5 protein-coding genes and 1 riboswitch are annotated in these 3,388 nt (G+C 74.1%); all 5 genes read left to right on the top strand.

The genetic code is table 11. The annotated features are described in order from the left end of the window. Nucleotides 1-321 precede the first annotated feature (321 nt). A riboswitch (cyclic di-AMP (ydaO/yuaA leader) is annotated at nucleotides 322-506 on the top strand. A 3-nt stretch (nucleotides 507-509) separates the two neighbouring features. Continuing rightward, entirely contained in the window at nucleotides 510-983 is a 474-nt protein-coding gene (locus L7D48_RS18975; RefSeq protein WP_237880656.1) for a C40 family peptidase, read from the top strand. A gap of 139 nt (nucleotides 984-1,122) precedes the next feature. Further along, entirely contained in the window at nucleotides 1,123-2,136 is a 1,014-nt protein-coding gene (locus tag L7D48_RS18980) for an NAD-dependent epimerase/dehydratase family protein (protein WP_237880657.1), read from the top strand. A gap of 34 nt (nucleotides 2,137-2,170) precedes the next feature. Beyond that, a complete protein-coding gene (locus L7D48_RS18985; RefSeq protein ID WP_237880658.1) occupies nucleotides 2,171-2,545 on the top strand; it encodes a hypothetical protein in 375 nt (124 codons plus the stop codon). A gap of 110 nt (nucleotides 2,546-2,655) precedes the next feature. After that, the gene (locus L7D48_RS18990) at nucleotides 2,656-3,051 is read left to right on the top strand and encodes a hypothetical protein (RefSeq protein WP_237880659.1); all 396 of its coding nucleotides are present in this window, start codon (nucleotides 2,656-2,658) and stop codon (nucleotides 3,049-3,051) included. A gap of 190 nt (nucleotides 3,052-3,241) precedes the next feature. Next, the coding region (locus L7D48_RS18995; RefSeq protein ID WP_237880666.1) for an aldehyde dehydrogenase family protein at nucleotides 3,242-3,388 on the top strand (147 nt) is incomplete at its 3' end.

Consider the following 3,388-nt stretch of genomic DNA (forward strand, 5'->3'; position numbering starts at 1 on the left):
CGCACGGCACCCGCACCGCACCCCGCGACCCGCCGCGTTCACCCGACACGACCGCACCCATTCGGGCTGATCCCGGCGGCACGCCGAACCGGTGCGCGGACCGGCAGCCGAGCCGCCGCACACCCTCCGAAGAGGGTAACCACCCCCTGTCGTAAGCCTTTTGACGCCCCGAACGGCCTGCCTGGGCAAGGACCCGGCCCCGGCGGGCCGGCAGTGAGCATGTTCACAAAACATCTCCGATCGACCGATCGGGAGCTTTTCTGACGCACTATCCGTAGAAGACCGCAAGTCCCCGCCGCAGGGCGGGGCCGCCCGGACGGACGCCCAATCCTGCCGTCGCCCGGGTGATGTACGGACCATGACGAGACGGCAGGAGCGGGGGACCCGAGCAAGGCGGGCCGCGCACGACGCGGCCCTTGGGGTGAAGCCACGCCGCGCGTGGCCGGGCAACTTCGCCAGCCCGAACCCGACAGGTCATCTTTCGCAGGCGTATGACGAAGGGTTCACTCATGTCTGCGCACGCACGCATAGCGGGTCCGGTGTCCCGGGCGGGCATCACCACCGCCGTCACCGCCGCCACCCTGGCGGGGACGATGCTCATCCCGTCCGCCGCACCCGAGGCCGAGGCGGCCACCCCCGCCGGCAAGGCGCTCAGGGTCGCGGCCTCCAAGAAGGGCGCCCCCTACAGCTACGGCGCCGCCGGCCCCAGCCGGTTCGACTGCTCGGGACTCACCCAGTACTCGTACAAGAAGGCGGGCAAGAAACTGCCGCGCACCGCGGCGGCCCAGTACAACCGCTCGAAGAAGGTCTCCGCCAAGTCGCGCAAGAAGGGGGACCTGGTCTTCTTCCACTCGGGCGGCAGTGTCTACCACGTCGGCATCTACGCCGGCGAGGGACGGATCTGGCACTCTCCCAAGCCGGGCAAGACCGTCCGCAAGGAGAGGATCTGGACCAAGAGCGTGCGCTACGGGCGCGTGAGGTGACACAGCGGCACCCGAACCGGGCCGGGCCCCACAAGGGCCCGGCCCGGCTCAGCCCGGCCCGGCTCGTTTCGGCTCGTGGCGATTACGCCACCGGCGTGAAGCCGTTCCGCCAGGCCGCGCCGGCGGGCACGCTCGGCCCATGAGACTTCTGGTGCTGGGCGGAACGGAGTTCGTCGGCCGTGCGGTCGTCGAGGAGGCACTGGCGCGCGGCTGGGAGGTGACCGTCCTCAACCGCGGACGCCATGCCCCGCCGCCGGGCGCCACCGCACTGCGGGGCGACCGCACGGCCGACGGCGGGCTCGCCGCCCTGAAGGAGCCGGCCGGCGGCTGGGACGTCGTGGTCGACACCTGGTCGGGGGCGCCCGCCGCGGTACGCGACGCCGCTGCCTTGCTGGCGCGGCGTGCGGGGCACTACGCGTACGTCTCCAGTCGCTCGGTGTACGCCTACCCGCCCCCGGCCGGCCTGGACGAGACCGGCCCGCTCGTCGACGCCTCGCCCGACGACGACGGCGCCGCCGACTACGCCAGGGCCAAGCGGGGAGGGGAGATGGCCGTCGAGGCGGCCTTCGGCGACCGGGGCCTGCTGGTGCGGGCGGGGCTGATCCTGGGCCCGTACGAGAACATCGGGCGGCTGCCGTGGTGGCTGCTGCGCGTCGCCCGGGGCGGTGAGGTGCTGGCGCCCGGCCCCCGGGACCTCCCCCTGCAGTACGTGGACGCGCGCGACCTCGCCGTCTGGACACTGGACGCCGCCGGGCGCGGACTGGGCGGCCCGTACAACCTGGTGAGCCCGCCCGGTCACGCGACCATGGGGGAGTTGCTGGAGAGCTGCGTGAGCGTCACCGGTTCCGGCGCCGAACTGCGGTGGACCGACCCGGAGCCGATCCTGGCGGCGGGGGTGCGGCCGTGGACGGACCTGCCGGTGTGGATCCCGCCGGGCGAGCTCCACGACGCCATGCACGCCGGGGACGTCTCCCGGGCCGTCGCGGCGGGGCTGCGCTGCCGCCCCGTGGAGCGGACCGCGGCCGACACCTGGGCCTGGCTGTGCGGCCTGGACGGCGAGCCGCCCCTCCGCCCCGGCCGCTCCCGGGTCGGACTGGCGCCCGCGAAGGAGGCCGAGATCCTCCGCACGGTGGCGGGCCGGCCCCTAGAGTGATGATCGCCACCGTTTCCGCGAGGGGGAGTCCGTCATGGCGTCGCGCCGGGCGAAGCAGGTACTGGTCTGCGGATGGGCGGTGCTCGCGGCGGCGGGCGCCGGAGCCACGCTGGTGTTGAACGGCAGCACCGACGACGCTCCCGGGCGGTACGGCTGGTACGAGCACACACCGCAGGGGGAGCCCCCGGCTCCGCCTGCTCCGGTGGAGGACGACCGCTGCGCGACGCCCGGACCGGACCAGTGGTGGGATCCCAGCCCTCCGGAGGCTCCCCGGGTGTGCTACCACGCCGTCCTCCGCTCCGCCGAGCCCGCTCCGGGCCCCCTCCGGGAACCGCTTGAGGGGTCCGTGCCGCAGCCCTACGGCGACTACCTCCGCGACACCGGGGCCACCCCGGATCCCGCCGGGTAGCGGCGCGTTCCGCGCCCGCACCGACTTCCGGGCCCGGCTCCGCGGCGGCGGACCGGCCGTGTGCCGGAACGACCTGTGACCATCGCCCGCACCGGGGTACAGGTGGGGCTATGAGCACTGAACAGACCGGAAAGACCAAGGAAGGGGCCTGCCTCGTCGAGATCGAGCTGCCCCACTGCACCGCTTCGAACGCGGCGGCCGTCTTCGCCGTCCTGAGGTCGGCGTTCCCCGAATCACCCGAGCTGGGCGGCGGCAACGGCGGGGGCGGGCCCGGAAGTCGGTGCGAGCAGCGGAAGTTCTGGGTGGGCACGGTCGACGTCCGCACCCATGGTGAGGTGGAGTGCACCCTGGAACTCGGGGAGCCGGTCGAGGCGGACCTCAGCGGCGGCCCCGACGCGGTACGGCAGGTCCAGGACGCTCTCGCGGGCTTCTACGACGTGACGGCCGAGCCCCGGATCTCGGGCGACCAGGAGGTGGAGGTGCGGCTCAGGCTCGCCCAGCGCTGACCTGCCCCGGCGCTGACCTGCCCGGACCGCTCCCACCGGCCCGGGGCCGCCGTTCGCGGACTGAGACCGCCACGGGCGGGTACGCGCCCCCGCGAACGGAAGCGAGCGAGGACGAGCGGGGGCGCGTACCCGCCCGCCGGCTGTCTGGGCCGGCGGGCCGCACCGTCTCAGACCACCCCGGGAGGGACCCATGCCCATCTCGACCACCAACCCGGCCACCGGTGAGACCCTGCAGACCTTCGAGGCCCTGGGCGACCAGGAGATCGAGGAGCGGCTGGAGCACGCCCGCGCCGCCTTCGAGGAGTACCGCACCACCGGCTTCGCCGAGCGTGCCGAA

The sequence above is a fragment of the Streptomyces sp. ICN903 genome (assembly GCF_022015835.1).
In the GTDB taxonomy this organism is placed as follows: domain Bacteria; phylum Actinomycetota; class Actinomycetes; order Streptomycetales; family Streptomycetaceae; genus Streptomyces; species Streptomyces fenghuangensis.